The sequence below is a fragment of the Flavobacterium circumlabens genome, from assembly GCF_004345565.1.
Classification (GTDB): Bacteria; Bacteroidota; Bacteroidia; order Flavobacteriales; family Flavobacteriaceae; genus Flavobacterium; species Flavobacterium circumlabens.
On the sequence record NZ_SLWA01000016.1, the window covers coordinates 1 to 21,989 of the forward strand.

Below are 21,989 nucleotides of genomic sequence, written 5' to 3' on the forward strand. Positions count from 1 at the left end.
TGGACCCTCGAGTACACTCATGATCAACCAATCAAAAATATTTCATATAAAAACAATGTAGTTTGGGCATTCTCTAGTGAAAAAATAATTAAACGCTATTTGCAATAATCGAGTAATCTAATCGTATGGTTTGAATTGCAAAATTTAATGTTTAAGAATGTTTATTTTTCTTAAATCATCCAGAAAATGGTTCGAAAATTGTCCCGTTAGGGCTACCAAGACAAAAAGCTTCAGAGAAATCTGGAGCTTTTTTTGTTTAATACTATTTGACACCGTTTCATTGTGTTCACGAGAGGGACGCACTTTCCATCAGGGGAAAATTATATTTTTGAAATGTTGTAATTTATTCATACTTTACCTTAAACTTGCTGGTAAAGTCCTGATACTACAGTGGGTATAATATCTGACAAAAAAGATATTTTACAGGATATTTTTTTTTCTTTGAAACTCAGGATTTTTAATCCAAATGGCTTTATCTTTGAGCCTTTAGAAAATTGATACTCATTATGGAACAGAAAATACATCAGGGAAGAAACGTTAAGCGTTTCAGGGAAATGCTTGGCATCAAACAGGAGGCATTGGCTTTTGATCTTGGAAATGACTGGAATCAAAAGAAAATTTCTATGCTGGAGCAAAAAGATGTAATTGAAGACGATATACTTAATCAAATCTCGGAGGCATTAAAAATTCCCTTGGAAGCTTTTCAGAATTTTGATGAGGAACAGGCAGTAAATTTAATTTCGTGTAATTTCTCGGATAATGCAATGTTCAATAATAGAATTGAAGTTTTTAATAACAATCCGATTGAGGAGATCAAAAAACTTCACCAAGAAAAGATTGCTTTGTTTGAGCGAATGCTGAAAGAAAAAGATGAAATGATGGCAAGGCTTGAAAAATTGATTGCTAAATAATCATTGATATAAGATATATTAATTTCACAAAGAGACTTTAAAGTCTCTTTTTTGTTTTGCAACCACTTCATTTTACCTCCTAGAATTACCGTTGTTTATATACTTTCTCCTTCCGATCTAATTTGTGTAAAGTCTTCATATTTGGTAAAATACTCTAGTCCTAAAACTAATAGTATCGCACTTGCATTATATACTTTCTGCATTATGACTGCCAAATCCAAATAACCAAACCCAAACAGGAAAAAGAAACAGTAAAAAGTCAATAAGCAAATAATACAGCAAAATTTAAGTAAATGAAGTTTTGACTTGAGGATAAAGACAGTAATAATAAATAAACCAAGCAAGGTTAGAATAATCGATATTGTTCCAAGGTCATGCAAGGGTGTTGCAATTAAGAAAATAAATAATATGTTGGTAGCGCCTATAAATTTTAAAATAGCTGCCACTTGTCCTGCAGCTATTTTTTTTGACATATTGATGAAAAAAATTCCATAACCAACCGAGTGGAATGCCATTCCGATAATTGCCAAAATCCTGCCTGGGTTTTCTGAACCATTTATCGCTTTTGCTGCAAACAAATTACTTAGGAAATTTTTTGACCACTGAAATCCTATAGATTTTTTGTCAAGCAATGAGCCGCCCGGATAAAATAAGGTCGCGATTACTATGAAAATCACAGAAAGGACCAAACATATCAAAACCGAATATTTCTTAATCATTTGCTTAATTCTTAAACTTTCCATTTTTCGAATAAGTGACGTGTTAGTTAGTTTGCAATGACCGCTAACATTCTTGTACTAAAGCGGGTTTGGGACTAAATTAAGCTCTATTTACGGATTTGCCAAATCATTCCAAATACAAAATCCGATGTGCGAAGTCTCCTGACTTCGTACCCTCTCCAATATTCTATTTTGATTGTTACTAATTTTTGCAGACTTGTCCTTGTCGATTCTCTTCATGGGTGAGAAGTCGGGAGACATTCGCCAGCTTTCCATAAGAACTCTTACGAAAGCCAGGGATAACGATATTTTCAGAATAACTAAAAAAAAGTAAAATATTTTTTTGCGTATTTTAAAAATAGTTGCATTTTTGCACCCGCATTAGAAAAACAGGCCCGTTCGTCTATCGGTTAGGACGCATGGTTTTCATCCATGTAAGAGCGGTTCGATTCCGCTACGGGCTACTAAGAAAAAGCTTCAGATTTCTCTGAAGCTTTTTTTATTTAAAAATCTAAGTTGTCGCACCTGTATTCTGTTCCAGCACTTCATTGAATCTTATGTTGGAAAAATAATTAAAAAAGCCCCAATTTGCCTAATTTTATTTTTAATCTAAAAGTAACCAAGTTATCCTGGCCTTTAATATCAATTCTTTTGATTTCGTAGTGATCTTTAAAAGGGAAACTATTTGGACGATTCCCTATTCTTAAGCCAAATTTTATATTGTTCTTAGCCAATATTTGTTTAAAATGTGCATTCTCATTACCCTTTCTAGGATAATTGCCATGTGGGTAAGCCAGAACCGGATATACTTTTAAGTCATTACTGGCAATTACTTCTTCACATTTCAGAAAATCGCTTTCTATTTCTAAAGTCGATAATGAACTGTATTTTTTATGCTCATAGGAATGATAACCTAACTCTATTCTATCGCTGTCTAATTCTTTTAACTGCTCGATTGTCATGATTTTATTTTTGAAAACCCCTGAACTATTTATCCATAAATCTGTTTTTCCGATATAAAAAAAAGGGATAAAAAAACTAGCCTTTAAGTTGTATTTTTCTAATAGCGGAACAGCATAAATAAGTTGATTTTCAGTAACATCATCGAACGTGATTACAATGCTTTTTTTGGGAATAGCTTTCATTTTCTCCAATTCTTCAAAATGAAATGTTTGGAAATTATTATTTTTTAAATACTGAAACTGCTGCTCTAATTTTTGCAAAGGAACAGTCAATTTATTGCTTTCAGTTTCACTAATATTATGGTACATTAAAATGGGAAGTAGGGACATTATTATTATTTAATTTATGAGACAAAATCTTAAAACGCACTACTTGTTTTGTTTTTGAATTTTCAAAAGTTTTAAGTATTTCATATAAGAAAAGAAACTCTGAATCATGGCAAATGTTAGCCCATTGATGCCATTAAAAACACCTTTCTTAAAAAAATAGCAGCGAACAAAAGCAACCGTTCCGTTAAGAAGGGGCTTGTAAAATTTTATTCTTTTACCCTGATCGAAAAGCTGTTGCGCCTGCCAGGTAGAATATTGATTCTTTTTTATGATAATCTGACTAAGAGAATCCCAAGCGTAATGCAGAATATGTACCGGCACCTTTTTAACTCTATGGGCCACCACCCTTTGATGAACAATTGAATTGGATGGATGTGCTGTCTTTTTATTAAATAGCCGAACGGTGTGATCGGGATACCAGCCTGAGAAATCGATTAGTTCATCCGCTAAAAAGTTTTTTATTCTAAAGCTAAAAGCGTCATAATTACCTTCTAAATATTTTTCCGCAAAAATAAAGTCTTCCGCATCCTTATCTAAAAATTCATCCGCATCTAGATTAAGAATCCATTCATTTTTACAATAAGGCAACCCATAATCACGTTGAGGGCCATCTCCTAAAAAAGATTGTTTAATAACAGTCGCTCCTTTTTCTTCGGCTATTTCAACTGTTTTATCTGTACTGAAGGCATCAATTACAATTATTTCATCACAAACTCTCAATAAGGCATCAATACATTTTCCAATATTTTTTTCTTCATTCAAAGTAATTACCAAACCACTAATTTTCATGTCTGCTTTTTTATAATCAATAACCAATTCTTCTACTGACCACCTTTTAAGGTGATTGTTTTTACTATTGTAGATAATGAATCTGCACTATGTAAAACCGAAAAGATAGTTTCAAAGTTATGGGCTGTAAGGAGCGTCCATTTTATAATTGTAATACTTGGAGGCGTTTATGAAATAATCGGAATGTTTGTAGCTAAAAAAGGTAAACCTATCAGATCAATTGTTCTGCTACTGCGCTTTTGTTTTATAATCCTTTTCAGGAGAATAACCAATAGCTGCTCTCCACAACAGTTGTGTGAAACTTAATTTTTATTTTCACTTTCACACAGAAAGTGTGTGAAAATTGATTTTTATTTTCATTTTCACACAATAAAAAAGGCATTATTAAATCTTTAAAGCAAAAGGAAGTGAGCTAATTTTCGCACGTTATGAACTCCGAAAAACTATCCCAATAATTAAATATTATATTTTCCGATAACTGCGGTTATGTTCGTAAATGTTTTTATAAATTTGCGATCTCGTATCGAAAGCCACTTTTTTGAATTCAAAATTATGCCTTTCACATCATTAGCTTAAAATCTTTATTAAAAACAAATTATATTATAATCATAATTAAATCCAATGTTTAAGAAAAACAAACCCCAAATTCTGCTTTTTATTTTTTTAAGTTTATTTTTTTCCACCAATTCCTTTTCTCAAAAAAATCTGTATGCCGGAATTGAAATCGGGCGCAGAGCCATAAAAACTTCGGTTCTGGATGTAAGTAATATCAGAAAAGCAGATTATAAGATTCTCTATTTTTCGAATGAAAGAATTAGTCTTGCCGACCATGTTACGGCTCAGGGCGAGTTTCCTGAGGACGATGTCAACAAAATTACTGCGATAATTGTGGAGCAGATCAACAAAATTAGAACAGAATTTAAAGTTCCGGAGGCCCATATATTTATAGTTGCGGCTCCCGTTTTTTCGGCTGCCCGTAATATCGACGCTCTAAAAAATAAAATCACGACTCTTACCAACAAAGATGTAGAGGTGCTTAATGTTAACGAAGAACCTAAAACACTTGTTAAAGGAGCTATTCCACCTGTTGATTATGCTAATGCTTTCCTGCTTGATATTGGTGCACAAACTACTAAAGGCGGTTACATTGATGAACTTGAGGACGACAAATTAGAGTTTATTCCTTTGGAACTTGATTTCGGTACCATGACACTTACCGATGCCGTAAAAAAAACAGTAGCGAATCCAAATCAGGCGAATGATATGGCAACCTACCAGGAAAAGTCTTTTGATTTTAACCCGGTGTTGCGTAAGAAGATAAAAGTGATGCTGGACGCCAATCCTCTTTTATTAAAAAAAGAAAAAATGTATTTATCCGGTGGAGCTGTATGGGCGTTTGCAACTCTGTATTATAATGAAAACGTTAAAGAACATTATGTTTCTTTAAGCCTGGAAGATGTTATCAATTACGATGCAATATTGAAGAATAATTTTGTCAAATTTACGAACCTTGCTAAAACCAATAAGGAAGCAGCCAGAGTTTTGAGTACTTATGACCAGCAATATCTTATTTCAGCCAATAACATACTATTGAGCTGTCTGGAAAGCATTCCAAATTTAGACACAAAGAAAATATATTTTGTAAAGGAAGGGCAAACCATCTGGCTGATCTCCTACATTGCAGATCGTTCTAAAAAAGTAAATACTAAGTTTTAAAGACATTCTTTATACTTCTTAAAAAAGCAAAAAGCTTCAGATTTCTCTGAAGCTTTTTTTATGTAGATAATTTAAGTTTTAAAGTCTGAACAATCAGCTTTATTATTTACTATTCTTCAGCGCCTCTAATAATTCCGCCATATCAACAGTAGCGTAAGTAGACGAATAATCGGATACCGCGTAAGGTAAGATAAGGCTGTTGTTGTGTATGATGGCGCCACAGGAATAGACCACATTTGGCACATACCCTTCACGTTCGTCTTCTAGAGGAGAAAGTAACGGTTCTGAAAGTCTTCCTATTTCTTTAGACGGATCATCAAGATCAAATAAGGAAGCCCCTATGCAATAACGTCTCATTGTACCTACACCGTGGGTAATTACAAGCCAGCCTTCCGGTGTCCAAAGTGGTGAGCCGCAATTTCCTATTTGTGTCAGTTCCCATGAAAAACGGGGTTCCTGAAGAAGAACAGGGTCATTCCATTGTGTGGCTCTGTCCGAATACATAATGTAATTATTTACTCCATCGATTCGGGCAAGCATGGCGTATTTGCCTTTTATTTTTCTGGGAAACAGGGCCAGGTTTTTATTTTGGGCACCTGCTCCATGCAGCGGCATTACCCTGAAGCTGTAAAAATCTTCGGTAGAAATTAGTTTAGGCAGTATGGTATGTCCGTTATAAGCGGTGTAGGTTGCCATGATGCGAACGGAATCGTCATCGTCTACAAAGCGCACAAAACGGGCATCTTCTATACCGCGGCTTTCCGATTCGGATATTGGAAATATAACGCGTTCTGTAATATCTGAATCGTGCGTAAACTGCAAATCATAAAATGAATTGGCCAACCAGAGTATTTCCTGCAGCGCCATTTTTCTTTCTTCCCGAATTAAGGGATCGCCTAAAGAGGTTTTCAGACTATTTTTAAGGATCGCAAATTCGAATTCATCCGGCAGATCCTGCATAATCTGAGTTATATATTTGTCCTCGGTATGCATTTCTGCCAATTTGGTTAAAAATCGTTCCTTGTTGAATAAAGTCTTGTGTTCGATCTCCGCTTTATCAATCTGATTTCCAATTTTCATTATCGTCAGATTGTTATCCTTATCGAGAATTCCCCTTCTGAAAACAATAGAGGAAATATGACCTTCACCCGTAGCCCTAAAAGAAATGACTACCCGTTTTTCGCCTGCTCCCAAACCAGTCTGGTCAAAATCTTCTACAATCGAAGGATTAAAAATAGCGGCCGATTCTATGGCATATTCCATGGTACAAAAAGAACCTATAAGCATTTTTCGATTGAGGGATATTCCTTCATAATCTATTTGCATGTCTTCGATTACAGGTCTAATTTGTTCGCAATGTTTAAAAAAAACGGCTGAAATATTTCGATGGCGTCTGGCAAACTCACGAAGCGTCTGCTCTAAAGTTTGCAGTACTTGCTTTTCATCGAGCAGCATTATACGAATTACCATTTGCTTGGTCCGTTCGTTACCATTCATAAAATATCGGGCAACAACTCTTCTGGAATCTGGTGTAAATTTTATATTTTTTCGTATTACTGATACTCGCATAATTTGTTTTTTATTTTTAATAATAAGGAACTGCAATTATCTAAAACAAGGAATTCATTTCTATTGCTATAACAAGTTAATAATTTTGTTAATTAAAAAGCTTAATTTTTTATTAAAACTTCTTTTTGGTGTTTTTAATTTTCATCAGATTGAGACCGGCAGCTTCCTCAAAGAAATTGGAGTTTTGAGTTTTCGCGGCAAAATCAAATAAAAAAGGCACAGTATTAAACTGTACCTTTTGATTTTTAAATATGATAGAATTAATATAATATTTCATTAATATCAATCTACGAGCAGGAAACTATTTTCATTTGACTTCAATACTATATTTTTTGATAACATAGGTGTCAAAAATAGATTTGCTGTATACGATATGCAAGGTATAGTTATCGATTATCTCTTTTTTGCTTAAGTGACTGGTATTATTATAGCGCACACTGTATCTTTTATCTTTAAAATAAAAATAAAGTAAATCTGTTCTTCCTGAAACAAAATTGTCTATTGGTACTTTTGTTTCTTCAGTTGCTATTTCTTCTGCACTTTTTACGGTATAGTAGTTAATCGCTAATTTCAGCAGGATAAAAATAAAAAATGCTAAAATCAGAATTCCTAACATATCAATTATGGTATTGCTTTTATTCTTTGCCTTTCCTTTTTCGGCTGAATTATATCTGTACAGAAAAATTAATACGATACCGAAAGAAAGCAAAAAAACCGATACATTTAGAGTCAATGGAACATTTAATATCATTCTGTCTTCTTTTAAAAACAGCATTAATAAAAGTGCCATGATTATAAAAATCCACTTTTTTGCAAATATCTTTTCTATCATTGTGTCGGGTTTGTTTCTTAACTTATTTTTTTAACCACGCAACCTGTAATTATCTTTTTTGTGGTTTTAGTTTTTAATATCAAATGGTCTTCCCCCGCAAACTTAAAAAACAAAAGGCACAGAATTATACTGTACCTTTGTTTTTAACATTAATTATCTTGCTTTAAAATGGTCCTTTCAACTATTATTTTTTCTGTTTGGCTCTGTTAATACTTGGAAAAGATTCCAAATATTCGACCTTAATTTTATCGCCTATCTTATAGCCTCTTTTTTTAGAATCACCATCATATAGTTTTCCATTTGCAGTAAATTCATATGAGTAGGTAAACATTTGTGTTATTACTCCCTTTCCAAGAATATTCTTTTCATTAATAATTGTTGCTTCTTTTTCAACAGCATAATTATCTAATAAAGAATTATAAATTGGCCATTTTATTATACTAAAAGCCAAATACAAGATTGGACTTAAGGCAATTAATAGGTATATTCTTTTTTTAAATTTTACTAAAAAACTACTATTACTTTTTTTATTGTTCATTTGTTTTAATATCAGTGCACCTGATCAATACCACATCTAATTTGAAGAGCTATCATACTTTTTATTCAACTCCGTGATAAAAAGATTAGGGTCTTTCAAATAATACTTAACATATATTGAATCTCCTACATCTTTGCTTTTTCTTTTGAACATACCATCGCTTCCACTATATGTTTTACCAGCAACTTTAAATCGCACCCTAATTGTTTTGCCTTTATAAACAAACATTTTAGTTATTATTGCCCTTGTAATTTTATAATCTGATTTCACCAGATTATATTCAGTTTCACGCTCTTGCATGCTGTTTTTAATAAAAAAAACAAAAACCAGTACAATTCCTAAAAACACCAGAAATAATTTAAACCTTCCCAGATTTGTCCACTCAATCTCTTTTTTTTCTAAAACCTGACTCTTAGGTTTTCTCTGAATTTGTTTACCTTTCTTTTTCATATTTTAATCTGCTCCTATTGCAAAAAAATCTAATGGGATATTTCTATTTATTATTATAGTCATCCATCTTCTTTTTTATTTTCATCCATAGCGCACAAAACGTTTTATCGAAATCTTCCAAGAGCAGGGGCAGTTCAGAAACATTTGCGTACTTTTTTAAGAGAACACTTCGGAAAGAGGGGAATTATTTAATAATGAAAAATTTTTTATTTTGATACATGCTTCTCATCATCTTATCTTCCTTCATTCTTGGAATGGTAAAAACTGATTTATCTACTTTTTTTGTAGTATAAGAATGCAATAGGTACGTAGACTTAAAAAAATCTTTCGTTATTTTTTCAATTTTTACTGGAAGCGAATTAGAGATCTTTAAGAATTCGTAAAACTGATCGTAATTATAGCCTTTAAACAATTCGGAATCAATCTTCAATATTGAATTTGAAAAATAATACCGGTAAGTACCCATTTTCCATCTTACTTCAACGATCGAACACTCTAAATTGCCTACTTTTTCTTTCTGCTCTAATTCTTTTAAAACGGGCGGATTTCCTAGTTTCTCTTCCAAATCTATTGTAACATCTATTGCAGATACAACATTTAGATCTCCTACAAAGTTGTATAATAAATTATCTTTTTTTATATAATTACTGATCATATCAATATTTCCGTATTTCCAGATAGAAACAAAATCCCCTTTTTCGGAATAAATATAATTTAAAGTATCTATAGGTATTTCACCCTGACTTATCAATTTCTCAACCAATTTCTTTTTACTTACTCCATGTAATAAACTATCTCCTAAAATTTCGGTACTTACTACATACTCGACCTTACCTTCAAAAGATTGTGCATTTCCCTTAAAAACTAATATTAAAACTAAAAAAACAATTATTTTTTTCATTTAACTTCAATGTTACAGGTGTTAATTAATTAGCTATCAAATAATTATTTCCTATATTGACATGCAATATATACCCAATCTACTTTTTTTCCAGACTGACTGGAGTTCTCATTTTTGCACTATATCCCAACTCTCAAGAATATAAGTATTACAAACGCCCTGCCTAACTTCTGCTACAAAGTAATAATTTTCAAATTTACCATCATCCTTAATATTTTCCATTATTGGCTTAAAACCATTAATAACATTAGATTTTCCTTTAAAATTGTAAAATATACTTCTGTTTTTTGAATAAGTGGATATACCTGTAATTTCACATTTTTCAATAATCGAATTATTACTTTTTGATTTATAAATATTATAATAATTGAATGGTATCAAAATTATACCTGAAATAAAGTAAGCAATTACCGCAATTTGAAGAATATTTATTCCGAAGAATAAAAATTTGTCTTTTTTTTCAATCGTAACATAATCTTCTTTTATTCTTCGAAATTGTAAACTTATACAAATAACTACCACAATTGCAAATACCGTAATGAGTAGCCAATAGGGATAATTTATAATAATATCTTTTGATTTTAAAAAGAAAAAGTAAACTACAAAAAAACCTATTAATTTAATCCAGTCTCCTGTTGTTAGTCTATTATTTTCTTTAGCTTTTTTACTTGTCATATTTACTTGAATTTAATCTTGAACGCCTCTCAATTTTTTTTGTGTTTCGTCACCAACTTTTTTAACTGTTTCTTCACCGGTCTTTAATCCTGTCGCTTTTACAGCATCTTTAGTTAATTCGGTTGCAGCTGTCTGGCCGTTAATGGCTATATTCTGACTGTCACCACTGCTTTTTAATACACGTTCTCCTGCCGTATCATAGGTGTATTGGTGTATACGCCCGTTATCATTGATTTCCATCAGACGATTTTCTTCATCCCAGTTCATTTTTCTGAAATTCTGATCTTCAGTATAACTTGTCGGGTTTCCGTTACCATCATACACGTATTCTCTCGGCTGGCTTTTTCCTGCTTCTGTAATTTTATTAGGAGCATTAGGATGCAGTTCATTATCGTAATTATAATCTAAAACATACCCTTTTTGTTCATTATTTAGAGTATGTATTAAATTTTTGCCCGTAATATTATGCATTTTGTTATAGCTCATGTTCAGTTCATAACTGGCCTTCGTAAATTCTCCCTGATAGGTTGCTTTAGCTGATTTTAATCTGTAAAAATCATCGTATTGGTATTCATGGTTCGAAGTTCCTCCCAAAGTATTGTTCACTACAGGTGCAACATTTTTAATACCTAAAACATTCCCAACCAAGTCATAACTGTAAGAATTGTTAATCACTTGTCTGGTACCACTCTTTACCTGCAATTGTTGTAATATTCTCATTACAGCATCATAAGTATAGTTGGTCTCTGTATCATTACCGTACTTTAGATACTTGCGTTGCTCAAACTCGTCATAACCTAATTGTTTAATATAATCGTAAGTATGACTTTCTTTTTTACCCTGCATGTTTTGCAGGTTTCCTGCACGATTATAAGTATATTCTACAACCTCACCGTCAGGATAAATCATTTTTTGAATTCTGTTCCAGGTATCGTATTCGTATTGCGAAATATAGGTCTGTACGTCTGTAGGGGTAATACGAAGTGTACGAATTTCTTTTTCGCCTAATTTACCGTAGAAAAATTCCTGTCCTCCGCTGGCATCCTGTACAAACCATAATCTTCCTCTGCGTGATGCAGTTCCATCTGCATAATTAAATTTATTATATTTTATCGATTCACTTTGCAGGCACGTAAAGAATTTGCGAGCGAGCGTTGCGCATATCCAAGCGATCGGGTATTATTACCAAGCATTTTTACCATTGGTTTTAATTTTGCAGTTTTTTATCGTGTCATATTTAATTTTCAAACGATTTTGTTGCTTAATCTTTCCACAAAAGAACAAATTAGCATTATAATTATAAATATTATTAGATTTCTTAATATCATTACAATACTATCCATTATAGTTTTACATACAAACTCATTTGATGTACTACCGCCTTGTTTTCTTGGGGATAAAGGTAAGAGCAAAAATAAATCCAATAAAAATCGTTAATTTATAATTGTTCTCATCTTTAATAAACAAAGTATCTGTGTTTTTGTTTAAATAAAAATTATAACGTTTACCTACACTTATGCTATCAAAAATACCTTCCCTGTTTCTTGGAACACCAACGAAATAATCTTTATTAGCATATTCAACTAATATAGAGGAATTACTTCTTCTCCCTGATCTTAAATATAATTTTTTTATCTCACATTTTCTAATATTGCTATCCTTAATCGAGTTCATTTCTGAAATATTAAAATATAGACTTAAAGAAAACGCACATGCAATAATTATTCTTACAATTAATAATAATTTAGTTTCTTTCATTTTTACTTTTAATTTTTTGTTGCGTCTTGAACAACATTACCACCAGTTTTTGCTACAGTACCTCTAACAAGATTACCAGGATTATTCAATTGGTTCATGCTATTAATAATCTGTTTTTGTTTTTTAATAATTGCCTCTTGTTTTTTTATGTTTTTCAATGTTGATTTAGTAGTACCTCTAACAGTGTTTTTACTTAGAGTTGCGTCTGCTATTTTCTTTTCTGCATTACTTATTTCTTTTTTTAAAACATCTACCTTAAAAAGTTCACCAAGACCAACTTCAGCAAATGAACCTGCCAATATTGATTTTATATCAACATTTTCATACTTAGTACCTTTAAGATATTCTTTTAATCCTGTTTCCAAGGCATCTATTCCAACTTTAGCAACAAATTCAAGAATTTTACGATTTCTAGCTTTCGATACAAAAGAAAATAATCTACCAATCCCTTCATCAATTGTACCTTCCGCAGCTCCAACAACTGTTGCAACACTAATATCCCAAGCATCACCTTTATTTAGATCTCGATTTGCATCTGCAAAACTCATCCCATCAGAAAGCATTTTATTTCCAATAATTCCTAAGTATTCAGTTGCTGCGCCAATTATAGCACCAGTTATCCACCCTAAAATAGGCTCTTTCCCATCAGGATCAATAAACCTTACAGGGTTGTTGAAAGCATAAACATAACCTCCAACATTCGGATATTTCTCCGCTACTGGATCCACATTCAACCACATGCTAGTCTTCATATCCAAATACCTAGCCCCATAATAGCTAAGATTTGTCTCACGGTCTAATTCTTTTCCGTTAAACAAATAAGGTGAACTAAACGATGAACCATGCTCTTCAAACAAAACCTCACCAAAAGCAATGTATTCTACATGCTGTGAAATTGAACCATTTTTGTTGGTAATATAAGAAGTACTTCCTAAATGATCCGGATGAAAATAGAAAATATCATTTTCCGGCATGCCAATTCCTGTGAAACCTTCTCCTGCTTTTACTGTTGTAGGTTCTATCGGAGGTCCAAATTGTACTGGTGGTCCCGGAACATCTCCCGGAGCATTAAAAATTGGGTTACGTGGCCAACCTTCCGGTGGTTCTTGGTTTTCCTCAACAGGTTTTAATACTCCGCTTGGGTAAGGGTCACCTGTAAACTCAGGGGTTGCATAGATACCTTGTTGTGTTGGTGGTCCTGGTGGCATACCTAAACTTCTGACGTAATTATCTAATGCTTTTTGCTGTTCGGCAGTTAATTTAGTATAATTGACACCTCCCGCAGTTATTCCTAAAGGTTGTGCAAAAGTTCCGTTACCTAATTTGCTGACAATTCGTCCTGCTCCTTCAAAATAATGTTTAGTGAATTTTCCTTTGCTAATCACAAAATATTGACTTATGTAACCAGTATAATCATCAGTGTGAACAATCGTAGCGGCAGTTTCTCCATTGATAGCTACGTTCTGAGAATCTCCTGAACTTTTAATAACTCGAGTTCCTTTTGCGTCATACGTGTATTGATAAATTCTTCCATTATCATTTATTCCTATTAAACGATTTTCTTCGTCCCAAGTCATTTTTCGGAAACTCTTTTCTTCAGTATAACTTGTTGGATTTCCGTTACCATCATAACTATATTCTCTAGGAACAGTTTTTCCTATTTCACCAATTTTATTTGGTGCGTTGGGATGCAATTCGTTATCATAATTATAATCTAGAACGTACCCTTTTTGCTCGTTGTTTATTGTATGTACTAAATCTTTCTTAGTAATATTGTGCATTTTATTATAGCTCATATTCAGCTCATAACCGGCTTTGGTAAACTCGCCCTGATACGTCGCTTTTGCAAATTTTAATCTGTAAAAATCATCATATTGGTATTCATGATTTGATGTTCCGCCCAAAGTATTGTTTACGATTGGAGCCGTGTTTTTTATGCCTAGAACATTTCCAACCAAATCATAACTATAGCTATTATTCATAACTTGTCTGGTACCGCTCTTCACCTGTAACTGTTGTAATCTTCTCATTACATCATAGGTGTAATTGGTTTCGGTGTCGTTTCCGTATTTTAAATACTTACGCTGTTCAAACTCATCATAACTTAATTGTTTGATATAATTATAGGTGTGACTTTCTTTTTTTCCCTGCATACTTTGCAGATTTCCAGCACAATTATAAGTATATTCAACAACTTCGCCATCAGGATAAGTCATTTTCTGGATTCTGTTCCAGGTATCGTATTCAAATTGCGAAATATACGTTTGTACATCAGTTGGTGTAATACGAAGGGTGCGAATTTCTTTTTCGACTTCGCCCAATTTTCCGTAGAAAAATTCCTGTCCTCCGCTCGCATCCTGTACAAACCAAAGTCTGCCTCTTCGAGATGCAGTTCCATCGACTTTGCCATAATTGTATTGTACATTGTTTTGCGGGTTTTTAGGGTATTTTATAGACTCTAGTCTATTAAAATTATATTCGTATTGTATTGCTCCGCCATTTGGTACCGTATTTTTTATATCCTGTGTAATGCGTGAAGTCAAATTACCTGCCAAATCGTATTGTAAGGTTGTGGTTCCTGCATCCGGATGTGTAAACTCGATGCGTCTTCCTAACCAATCATAACTGCTTTTGGTAATATGATCCATAGCATCGGTTACTTTTATGGTTTCTCCTAATGCATTGGTTTCAAACTTGGTAACCAAATCATTTAACATACTAGCCATATTCTGCCCCTTAGCATCGGTATAAGTCTGGCTTGTTTTATTTAGGGCGTCAGTTTCTGTGGTGTGCAATGCAGGCACTCCGTCATAATTATCCAGAGCGAAAGTGGTTGTATTTGTACTTCCGTCCGGAAAAGTTACTTTTACAGCACGCCCTACTTCATCGTATTCTGTTTTTGTTGGAGTAACATTTGATATGGCAGTACTGAAATTATTGTCTAAAGTCGTAGTAGTTATTGGATAATAACTTGTTATTGCTCTTCCTAAACCGTCATAAATAATTTTTCCGGAAACGATTTGCGCTTCCTGATCTGCACTTCCGGGAGCAGTAAACAAACTAGCTGTTTTCTTTACCTGCAAAGCTCTCCCTAATCCATCAGTAAAGGTAAAAGTTTCAATATCCTTATCGAGTTCGGGATCGTAATTTTTGGTTTTGGCATACGGTACTTTGGCTTCCGGAAAATATTCGTAGGCTATTGTGTATGGTTTGCCTGAAGCAATTTCGTAAGGACCTTTTAGAATCGCTACGCGTCCTTTTGCGTCTAATATCATGATATTACTCTGATCGTTACGATCGGTAGTTTTAATTGGGGCACCAAAACGATAATCAAATGCTGCTTTGTTTTGGTATCCAAAAGCATCTTTGATTTCCGTCATGAACTGATGATTCTCCGTATCATAAGTATAATTCAATGTCATACGCTGCCCTTTATGATTGGCAGGACCTGTTATTTTTTGAAGGTTTCCGTACGTATCATAGGCAAGATCCGTAAGTGCTATTTTATCTGCCGCGCTGTAATTTTTTATTTGAGTAACTTCGGCTGTTGTGGTGTTGATTGTGGTCGCTCTTTTACGACGTAACCCTTCAGTTGTAAACACTTCGAGTTGTTTTGGTATTCCGCCATAATAAGGTGTTGTACTCTCATAATAGCTTATTTTGGCCGTTACTTTATCACTTGACGTTCCGTTACCTAAATCTTCGTATTGTGTGATATTTCCGTTAGCATCATAGGTATTAAAAATATTGGTTTCAAGATAATCACTTCCGCCTTCGTATACTTTTTGATTGGCATGAATCATTCCCACAAAAATACGTTTGGCATCGCAAAAAGGTAAATTCAAATCTGATACAGGAACACTTGCCTGCGTTGCTACATCTGTAAAACTGTATTCGTTTTCAGATTCCTGACGCATTTTATTGTTTTTATCTAAGGTATAGCTACGCTTTAAAAGATTTTTACGGAAATAATCCTGATTGTAAAATTCCTGTACAGTAGTGGTAAAGACAGAATTATCGGCCGCATCAATCTGTTCCTGAATTACTTTTCCGAAACCATAAAATTCTCTTTCACGACGATCTTTATATCCATCTTCGTATCTGAATTTTGCAATAGAATGGTCAATACCATCCCCCACATGTCCATCAAAAACATCAACAGATTGTAGAACCCATTTAGCTGACGGATTTTCGTAAGTTGGTTTCAACAGTTCGTAATCTACCACATAACTGTTTCCGGCGCCATTGGTTACACTTTTTAGTTTATTGGTCCTTTTGATATTAGAAAGGCGTACTACTAAATTATCTTCATCTTTTGATAAGATGTAATCTAAGTTTCCGTCACCGTCAATATCTGAAAAAGAAGCTTCAGAACGAGAGGTACTGGCACCAAAACTTCCTCCAAAACTTGGGGTTAATTTCATTACAATAAATGGTGGAATTAAAGGAATATCATACGATGCTCCAACACTTCCTCCGTAACTTACCCCTGTATTTCGTGTCATCGCTTCGTAACGAGGATAAGTAATTGCAGGAGCAAAGGAATTCCCCATATTCAATTCGATCAGAACGGTATTGTCTCTATATTCAATTTTATCTGCCAGACCATCAGCATTGATGTCTAAAAATGAATGGCTGTTATCTGATGTGCTTCTCGAATAATTAAGTCCTCCTGAAAAAGATCCGTTCATAACGCTGTATCCGGCACTCCCACCAATATCCAGAGAAGTTCCTTTGTTGATTACGTTCATGTTTTCCCAACGCTCAGCCGGCAAAAATCCGTAACCGGTATTAAACGAAACTGTTTCGTTTGTTTCGATTCTATCCGCAAGTCCGTCACCGTTAATATCCGAGAAAATCTGTTCAGAACGATCTTCTCCTTTACCGACATTACCTCCTAAACTGATCGTTCCTCCTGCTTTAAGAGCATCTTGTATACTGGCATTTGCACCTGATGTAAACTTAACTTTCCCTTTGCTCACTGTCATCTGCAGGGAACTTTGCGGAGCACCGTGATTATAGCTTCCTGACAAACTTCCGCCAGTACTATTGGTCTTAGAATGGCTAAAGTTTCCTATATTGGTAACATCGCTGCTTTTTCCTCCTATGGGAGAGGTGTATTGTACTTTATTATCGATGATATAATCCGGAAAACCATCTCCGTTTAAATCACTCATGGTTTGAACCACATAAGTATCACCGGTCGATTTTGTTAAACCTCCGCTTATACCTCCTGCACCACCGCCAACTCCTGCACCACCACCAATACTGCGGCTTTTGCTTTCGTTGATCATGTCAAGAGCTTCAGTTTCGCCTCCTGCCAGCGGATCAGTTAAAGGGGAAGAGAAATCAGTATATTCCGCAAAATCATCTTCTCCTAAACGATTGGTTCCCATAAACTCATTCTGGATGAAACTGGCTTTTTCGCCTCCGTATAGAATGTTATCTGAATAAACAGCACTCATGGGCAAAAAGTATTCTTTGCCTGTATCAAATTCTCCCGGCATATTCTCAGGGTCCAAAGTATTAGGATCCGGAAAATTATTAGGGTCAATACCACTATTATTTTCAAATTTAAGTTTGGTCTGATCTATCAGATTACCTGCCAGATTACCGTTTACAATAAAGCGTCCCCAATTTTTATATTGCAAACCAAAATTATTTTCGGTTTCACTTAAATCAGTATAGATTGAGAAATCATTTGTCGCTTTTTCCCATAGCACCGGAAGTGCAGGATCTGTAATTATATCTGTTATTTCGTAATTAATGTTTAAGGCTCCTAACTTAGGATATGTTGTTAAAACTTCATTGAGTACGGGATCGCTTATATATACTTCTAAATCTATTGGTGTATTCTTTTGCGTATCCGGATAAGCATAATTCAAATCAGCAGTAGGCGTAGTTAGGCTCAAAACACCGTTGGTAACAGCATAAGTGGCGCGGCCAACTAATAGCCCATTTTGTTTAGCCGTTATTATTACATTTCCGTTATACTTAGATCTAAGCAAACTGGTAGTCAATGTATAATCCGTAGTTTTTATAAAGAGTTTCAATTTACCTGTAACGTCCGGTTTTACGCCATCGATCACGTAATTACCATCAATTTTAGAATAAAAGCTATGTCCAACATCAACCTTACGAATATTATCTTCTGGTCTTGAATTGGGTATATTTGGTAAAATCAATGACGGATTTGCAAATAATAGTTTAGCATCAATATTTGTTGATGATTCAAGGGTTGTTGTAACAAATGTATTATCATCAGGAATTGCAAAAACAAGTGATTGTAAATCAAAATTAACCACTTCTGATGCTAAAAATTTACGTTCAAAAAGAATGGTTGTTCCTGCTGTATTGATTACATTTTTGAGAATTTTTAATGTAATATGATCTGATGTAACAGGTTTTTTAAATGTCCCTGAAAATGATATAGTTCCTGCTTTTGGCACTACAATAGAATTGGCCTGGCTGGCAAAAAAATCCGGTGCTGCATGAAAGTTTTTCAGCGTGATTAAATTCGCATCTTTGGCTGCAGCGTTTATTGTTTCTAAAGCAGTAGAAATTGTGGTCCTTTTTTCAACCTGCGTATATTCGATTTTAGGATCCCAAATTACTTTATCGTAATTACCATCCTTTATAGAACTTATTCTAAAATACAAACGCTCTCCTTTTTCTACAGAAAGTGTCTGGGCTGGCTTTGATTTTTGAGTATAGTCTAAAGCCGTTATGACCTCATCCCAGATTAAACCATTATTTTTTTGAAAATACAAATGTACTCCATCGGCTTTATCCAAACCATTTCTCGTTTTGTATTCCTGTCTTTCTTCAGAAAGATCTTCAAGAAGCTGATAATTTTGATTCACTATGATCGTTCCTTTTACAGGAGCCTGCCAAACACGAACCACATCATGCAATGGATTTTTATCTAATAACTGCTGTAGTTCCAATGTACGGTCGGGCATAGTAAGTGCCAAATCTCCACCTCCTGAAACCGGAGAAGGTGTTTGTGCACTTGACGGCATAAATACAGGAACGCCATTTACAATTCGATTGTAATAAACCTTTCCGTTATTCACAAAATCCACTAACCCGTCACCATTAAAATCCATAAAATAGCTTAGGGTTCGATTGGTTGTACGTTGTTCATCATAACCAACATTAGCTGTCGCTACACCAAAGCCAACACTGGCATCTACTCCCCAACTAAAAGATTTGTTTTTGTTGATACCCAGGTTTTTTATACCCTCGATTTTTATGGCTTCTCCAAATGAATTGGGCTGGGTAGCATGTAAATTTTTACGGTAATAGATATCATTTGCTATCTTAAATATTTTATCCGGATACGAATCTCCATCAATATCTTCAAGTATAATTGAAGTTTCTGATTTTCCCCAATTGTTTCCTCCATGAGCTCCAATAGTGTTATTCTTGAACGAACCAAGTGTTGGTAATCCCACCCCTATCCTGTAATTGATCCCCGTGGAAGTTCCGTTGGTACTTCCTGCCAGCGTATGATTGCTTTCAAAATCTTTTATTCCCGTAAATCCCTGCTTGATATTATCACTCGGAACAGTCCAGACTTGTTCGGGCCCAAAAGGATTGTATTTCCCGGAAGCATCCCGAACATCATCAAAATAATCCAGTGTATTGGTGTAAAACAATTTAGACTCCGAATCGTATTCTGAAACCGATTTAAGCAATGTTTTCTTAAAAGCACCTTCTTTGTAATTCAGCTCGTAACTGCGGATCATCTGATTCTTATAACGAACTTCGATTTTTCGCAACAACTGATTGTTTAACTGCTTAAAACCAAGTCTGGCCGAAACCTGAACATCCGGTCTGTTGGTTTCACCCAAATCGCCATTGTTGATAAACGAAACGCTGTAGTTTCCTTTCTCTGCACCAAAACCGGTGTAGTATACATTCTTAAGATAAATTTCGCCGTCTTTTTTATCGTATTCGTATTGTACGGTATTCCCTTTTAAATCGATTTGAAAGTAAAGTGCCCAATGTCCTATATTTCCGGAAGCATCCTGCAAGACTGCATTTGCAGCCAGTCCTGATTCATTTCCTCCGTAATAACTGGCGACACCGGATTTATCCCTTACTACCCAATAATAATTTTTAGGAGAAGATCCTTTTCTGATAATCTGCTGAAAAGCACCTTCTCTTCTTGGATAAAACTGCTTGTCGGCTGTTCTTCCGACCCAGGCAGCCCTGTGCGAATTTGGAATCAGCTGTTCTCCTGCAATTGCATACGTTTCGGTTTCATTTGCTGCGTCATATCTTGGTGCTCCCCAACGGGTTTCAATACTCACCGCAGGTACCGAAATATCCCAGCCCGTACCTGCCCAGCTGTGTCCGCCATCACTGTCGTACTGCAGGCTAAACGAAGGCTGCATGCCTCCTCTTCCGTTTGGAATAACGATTCCAAAACCGGTACTGGCGGTTCCTTTTCCGTTTGCTGATGGAGGTGCTATAGACTGAATTCCTACTAACGGACTTGCCGCTTTTAGATCTTTGATACTGGTTGGCGTATAGCCTGAAGTTTCCGGAGATTCCGGCATTTTGATAATTCCGGCAATAAAATCAGTAAAATGGGTGGTTTTGGCCATGATAATTCCCTTTTTAATATCCAGGGAATCCTTGCTGACTTCCTGCCAAAGCCGTTTATTTTCATCAAAATAAAACACATTGATGTCTTTCTCCGTGTATCCTTCCGGAATGGCTTTTTTGTCAAAGGGAAGTGATAAACGGACTGTTTTTTCAAAAATAGTCCCATGCGGCAGTAACCTAAAACCGGCATTAGTGCCCGTAACATTCACCATTGCCGAATTTAAAGGGGCAATATCTATTTTACGTAAACCGCTTACCGAAACGTGAACATTTGCTTTTAAGGCGCCTATTGGAAAAACGGCAAGAAATTCCTTGTATTCCAGTCTGTTTTCCGTTTGGAAATTGATGGTCTTTGCAAAACTTTCCTTTGCCTTTTCAAGCGGCCTGAAGCTGTCTACTTTTAAGAAGTCATTACTTTTAAGTTTTTCAGTGATTATAACTCCTGTAGTAGTTTCTTTCGTCACAATAACAGATTGGCCGGAACTGAAATCTTTCTGATCCAGAATCAATTCAAATTCGGGCTGATTTACATCGATAGCAACACCGCCAACCGTTAGTTTTTTTATATGGGAAGGAAAATTGGTCCCTTTGATGTACAGTTTATTTTCTGATTTTAATAAGGTATAAGAAACCCCAACTTGTGTAGGCTTATATACAATTCGTACATTTTTTATCTTGTAATTATTGGAAATTCCTTCGGGTGCGGTAAATAATAAAACGTTGTCTCCCTGACGTAATGATTGCTCCGAAAGCAACTCCGATTGTGAAGTCCACTTATTATTTTTAGATAAAAACTGACCTCCTATACTGGCCTGATTGTTTAAACTTCGCGAGATGGAAGCGGCCTGATCATAGCCGTATAATTCATATTCCAGAAAAGCGCTTTCATAAACGGAAGGAAGAATATTCACCGCCAGATGAAACACGTTATCGTACGCATCATCGGTATCCGATTCGTCTTTCAGACCAATAAAACCTTCTTTAATATCGGCATCAAATACTTGTGTGGTCTTAGCGGGTAGCGGAGCTGTCTTAATGGGATCTAAAACGGCTGCAGTGTTTTCATCTTCAAAAAAATCACGCGAAAATTTAGCAACCAGATCATAGTTTTTAAAATTTACGGCGAACAAAAATGAGCTTACTAAAAGTACAAGAATTATAATTTTATTTTTCATACTGTAATGGAATCGACTATGTGGCAATCGTTTATTATTATTTTATCA

Annotated in this window: 14 protein-coding genes and 1 tRNA gene; 3 read left to right on the forward strand and 12 right to left on the reverse strand. The window is 34.7% G+C overall.

The annotated features are described in order from the left end of the window. The first annotated feature begins 506 nt into the window (after positions 1-506). Positions 507-911 (forward strand): helix-turn-helix domain-containing protein, encoded by a 405-nt coding sequence (locus EV142_RS23370; protein WP_132038284.1) that lies wholly within the window; start codon positions 507-509, stop codon positions 909-911. A 95-nt stretch (positions 912-1,006) separates the two neighbouring features. Here the strand turns inward: EV142_RS23370 and EV142_RS23375 are convergent, their stop codons facing one another. Further along, the gene (locus tag EV142_RS23375; protein ID WP_202978519.1) at positions 1,007-1,654 is read right to left on the reverse strand and encodes a hypothetical protein; all 648 of its coding nucleotides are present in this window, start codon (positions 1,652-1,654) and stop codon (positions 1,007-1,009) included. Positions 1,655-2,022: 368 nt separating this feature from the next. On the opposite strand from EV142_RS23375, the gene EV142_RS23380 reads away from it, so the two are divergent. Then, positions 2,023-2,094: transfer RNA gene (locus EV142_RS23380), tRNA-Glu, on the forward strand. A 108-nt stretch (positions 2,095-2,202) separates the two neighbouring features. Here the strand turns inward: EV142_RS23380 and EV142_RS23385 are convergent. Further along, complete coding sequence (locus tag EV142_RS23385) at positions 2,203-2,922, reverse strand: polysaccharide deacetylase family protein (RefSeq protein ID WP_132038285.1); 720 nt, start codon at positions 2,920-2,922, stop codon at positions 2,203-2,205. Positions 2,923-2,961: 39 nt separating this feature from the next. Beyond that, the gene (locus tag EV142_RS23390; protein WP_132038286.1) at positions 2,962-3,711 is read right to left on the reverse strand and encodes a glycosyltransferase family 2 protein; all 750 of its coding nucleotides are present in this window, start codon (positions 3,709-3,711) and stop codon (positions 2,962-2,964) included. Positions 3,712-4,332: 621 nt separating this feature from the next. Here EV142_RS23390 and EV142_RS23395 point away from each other — a divergent pair. After that, positions 4,333-5,427 carry an exopolyphosphatase gene (locus EV142_RS23395; RefSeq protein ID WP_132038287.1) on the forward strand — a complete coding sequence of 365 codons (1,095 nt, stop codon included), beginning with the start codon at positions 4,333-4,335 and terminating at the stop codon, positions 5,425-5,427. Positions 5,428-5,529: 102 nt separating this feature from the next. Here EV142_RS23395 and EV142_RS23400 read toward each other — a convergent pair whose 3' ends face one another. The 9 genes from EV142_RS23400 to EV142_RS23440 all read right to left on the reverse strand — a co-directional run bounded on the left by EV142_RS23400 (position 5,530) and on the right by EV142_RS23440 (position 21,941). Beyond that, the gene (locus tag EV142_RS23400) at positions 5,530-6,996 is read right to left on the reverse strand and encodes a glycoside hydrolase family 130 protein (protein ID WP_132038288.1); all 1,467 of its coding nucleotides are present in this window, start codon (positions 6,994-6,996) and stop codon (positions 5,530-5,532) included. A gap of 307 nt (positions 6,997-7,303) precedes the next feature. Further along, entirely contained in the window at positions 7,304-7,828 is a 525-nt protein-coding gene (locus EV142_RS23405; RefSeq protein ID WP_132038289.1) for a hypothetical protein, read from the reverse strand. A 184-nt stretch (positions 7,829-8,012) separates the two neighbouring features. Continuing rightward, positions 8,013-8,366: a hypothetical protein gene (locus tag EV142_RS23410; RefSeq protein ID WP_132038290.1), complete on the reverse strand. Its 354-nt coding sequence runs from the start codon at positions 8,364-8,366 to the stop codon at positions 8,013-8,015. A 36-nt stretch (positions 8,367-8,402) separates the two neighbouring features. Next, on the reverse strand, positions 8,403-8,816 hold the full coding sequence (locus EV142_RS23415; RefSeq protein ID WP_132038291.1) for a hypothetical protein: 414 nt from the start codon (positions 8,814-8,816) through the stop codon (positions 8,403-8,405). A 184-nt stretch (positions 8,817-9,000) separates the two neighbouring features. Then, on the reverse strand, positions 9,001-9,717 hold the full coding sequence (locus tag EV142_RS23420; protein ID WP_132038292.1) for a hypothetical protein: 717 nt from the start codon (positions 9,715-9,717) through the stop codon (positions 9,001-9,003). 108 nt (positions 9,718-9,825) lie between these two features. Next, the gene (locus EV142_RS23425; RefSeq protein WP_132038293.1) at positions 9,826-10,392 is read right to left on the reverse strand and encodes a hypothetical protein; all 567 of its coding nucleotides are present in this window, start codon (positions 10,390-10,392) and stop codon (positions 9,826-9,828) included. Positions 10,393-10,404: 12 nt separating this feature from the next. Next, entirely contained in the window at positions 10,405-11,301 is an 897-nt protein-coding gene (locus tag EV142_RS23430; RefSeq protein WP_132038294.1) for an RHS repeat domain-containing protein, read from the reverse strand. Positions 11,302-11,766: 465 nt separating this feature from the next. Next, positions 11,767-12,150 (reverse strand): hypothetical protein, encoded by a 384-nt coding sequence (locus EV142_RS23435; RefSeq protein WP_132038295.1) that lies wholly within the window; start codon positions 12,148-12,150, stop codon positions 11,767-11,769. A gap of 8 nt (positions 12,151-12,158) precedes the next feature. Further along, positions 12,159-21,941: a SpvB/TcaC N-terminal domain-containing protein gene (locus EV142_RS23440; RefSeq protein WP_132038296.1), complete on the reverse strand. Its 9,783-nt coding sequence runs from the start codon at positions 21,939-21,941 to the stop codon at positions 12,159-12,161. Between the last annotated feature and the right edge of the window lie 48 nt (positions 21,942-21,989).

Excerpts from the sequence above, each read along its gene's own strand:
- EV142_RS23395 (WP_132038287.1), top strand. The coding sequence starts at position 4,333 with ATGTTTAAGAAAAACAAACCCCAAATTCTGCTTTTTATTTTTTTAAGT.
- EV142_RS23370 (WP_132038284.1), top strand. The coding sequence starts at position 507 with ATGGAACAGAAAATACATCAGGGAAGAAACGTTAAGCGTTTCAGGGAA.
- EV142_RS23390 (WP_132038286.1), bottom strand. The coding sequence starts at position 3,711 with ATGAAAATTAGTGGTTTGGTAATTACTTTGAATGAAGAAAAAAATATT.
- EV142_RS23405 (WP_132038289.1), bottom strand. The coding sequence starts at position 7,828 with ATGATAGAAAAGATATTTGCAAAAAAGTGGATTTTTATAATCATGGCA.
- EV142_RS23400 (WP_132038288.1), bottom strand. The coding sequence starts at position 6,996 with ATGCGAGTATCAGTAATACGAAAAAATATAAAATTTACACCAGATTCC.
- EV142_RS23435 (WP_132038295.1), bottom strand. The coding sequence starts at position 12,150 with ATGAAAGAAACTAAATTATTATTAATTGTAAGAATAATTATTGCATGT.
- EV142_RS23440 (WP_132038296.1), bottom strand. The coding sequence starts at position 21,941 with ATGAAAAATAAAATTATAATTCTTGTACTTTTAGTAAGCTCATTTTTG.
- EV142_RS23420 (WP_132038292.1), bottom strand. The coding sequence starts at position 9,717 with ATGAAAAAAATAATTGTTTTTTTAGTTTTAATATTAGTTTTTAAGGGA.
- EV142_RS23410 (WP_132038290.1), bottom strand. The coding sequence starts at position 8,366 with ATGAACAATAAAAAAAGTAATAGTAGTTTTTTAGTAAAATTTAAAAAA.
- EV142_RS23415 (WP_132038291.1), bottom strand. The coding sequence starts at position 8,816 with ATGAAAAAGAAAGGTAAACAAATTCAGAGAAAACCTAAGAGTCAGGTT.
- EV142_RS23425 (WP_132038293.1), bottom strand. The coding sequence starts at position 10,392 with ATGACAAGTAAAAAAGCTAAAGAAAATAATAGACTAACAACAGGAGAC.
- EV142_RS23430 (WP_132038294.1), bottom strand. The coding sequence starts at position 11,301 with ATGATTTATCCTGACGGTGAGGTTGTAGAATATACTTATAATCGTGCA.
- EV142_RS23375 (WP_202978519.1), bottom strand. The coding sequence starts at position 1,654 with ATGGAAAGTTTAAGAATTAAGCAAATGATTAAGAAATATTCGGTTTTG.
- EV142_RS23385 (WP_132038285.1), bottom strand. The coding sequence starts at position 2,922 with ATGTCCCTACTTCCCATTTTAATGTACCATAATATTAGTGAAACTGAA.